Raw genomic sequence first — 1820 nt, forward strand, 5'->3', positions numbered from 1 at the left:
CGCTTTGACGATAAAGAGGAGCGCGGGACGTGGTTCTGTAACCAGTGCGGCGCGGGGGACGGCCTGAAACTGGTTGAGAAAGTGTTCGGCGTGACCCCGTCAGAGGCGGCCGGGAAGGTGAACGCCGTGACCGGCAACCTGCCGCCGGTCTCCCCGGCGGTGACTGCGGCCGCAGACGCTGAAACTGAGGCCGACCGCAAAGCGGCCGCCGCGCTGGCCGCCAGACTGATGGAGAAAGCCCGCCCGGCCACCGGCAATGCCTACCTCACCCGCAAGGGCTTCCCCGGTCGGGAATGTCTGACGCTCACCACCCTGCATAAAACCGGCGGCGTGACGTACCGCGCCGGGGATGTGGTTGTCCCGCTGTATGACGATAGCGGCGCACTGGTTAACGTCCAGCTCATTAATGCGGACGGTCTCAAGCGCACCCTGAAAGGGGGGCAGGTAAAAGGGGCGTGTCATATTCTCGACGGGAAAAAAGAGGCGGGAAAACGGCTGTGGATAGCGGAGGGCTACGCGACCGCGCTCACCGTGCATCACCTGACCGGCGAAACCGTCATGGTGGCGCTGTCGTCGGTGAACCTCCTTTCTCTGGCGAGCCTTGCCCGTCACAAATATCCGGCCTGCCGGATTGTCATTGCCGCCGACCGTGACCTTAACGGCGACGGCCAGACCAAAGCGTCTGCGGCCGCAGAGTCCTGCGAGGGCGTGGTCGCCCTGCCGCCGGTGTTCGGTGACTGGAATGATGCGTATACACAGCACGGCGGGGAGGCCACGCGTAAAGCCATGTATGACGCTATCCGGCCACCGGCTGACAGCCCGTTCAGCACCATGAGCGAGGCGGAATTTACCGCCATGAGCACCAGTGAGAAAGCCATGCGGGTGCATGAGCATTACGGCGAAGCGCTGGCGGTGGATGCGAACGGCCAGCTCCTGTCCCGCTATGAGGCGGGAATATGGAAAATCATCCCGCCATCGGACTTTGCGCGCGACGTGGCCGGGCTGTTCCAGCGTCTGCGCGCCCCGTTCTCATCGGGGAAAATTGCCTCGGTGGTCGACACCCTGAAACTGATTATTCCGCAGCAGGACGCTCCGGCGCGGCGGCTGATTGGCTTTCGCAACGGCGTGCTCGATACCAAAAGCGGAGTATTCAGCCCGCACAGCAAAACGCACTGGCTGCGCACCCTGTGCGACGTGGATTTCACCCCGCCGGTGGAGGAGGAAACGCTGGAGACGCACGCGCCGAATTTCTGGCGCTGGCTCGACCGCGCCGCCGGTTCGCGTGCCGATAAACGGGATGTGATACTCGCCGCACTGTTTATGGTGCTGGCGAACCGCTACGACTGGCAGCTCTTTCTCGAAGTGACCGGTCCGGGCGGCAGCGGGAAAAGTATTCTGGCCGAAATAGCGACGATGCTCGCCGGGGAAGATAACGCCACATCGGCGACCATCGAAACGCTGGAATCCCCCCGCGAGCGCGCGGCGCTGATTGGCTTCTCGTTGATACGTCTGCCCGACCAGGAGAAATGGAGCGGTGACGGGGCAGGACTCAAGGCCATTACCGGCGGGGATGCGGTCTCCGTTGACCCGAAATACCGCGATGCGTATTCCACCCACATTCCGGCGGTGATACTGGCCGTAAACAACAATCCGATGCGCTTCACCGACCGCAGCGGCGGCGTGTCGCGTCGCCGGGTGATAATGCATTTCCCGGAACAGATAGCCCCGGAAGAACGCGACCCTAAACTGAAAGATAAAATCGCCCGCGAGCTGGCCGTCATCGTGCGCCAGCTTATGCAGACGTTCAGCGACCCGATGAC

General features: G+C 62.9%; 1 protein-coding gene. It reads left to right on the top strand.

Annotated elements, in window-relative coordinates; translation table 11 throughout:
• The coding region (locus tag B9P82_RS28050) for a toprim domain-containing protein (protein ID WP_101701455.1) at positions 1–1820 on the top strand (1820 nt) is incomplete at both ends.

This window comes from Citrobacter sp. L55, assembly GCF_002850715.1.
Taxonomy (GTDB): Bacteria; Pseudomonadota; Gammaproteobacteria; order Enterobacterales; family Enterobacteriaceae; genus Citrobacter; species Citrobacter braakii.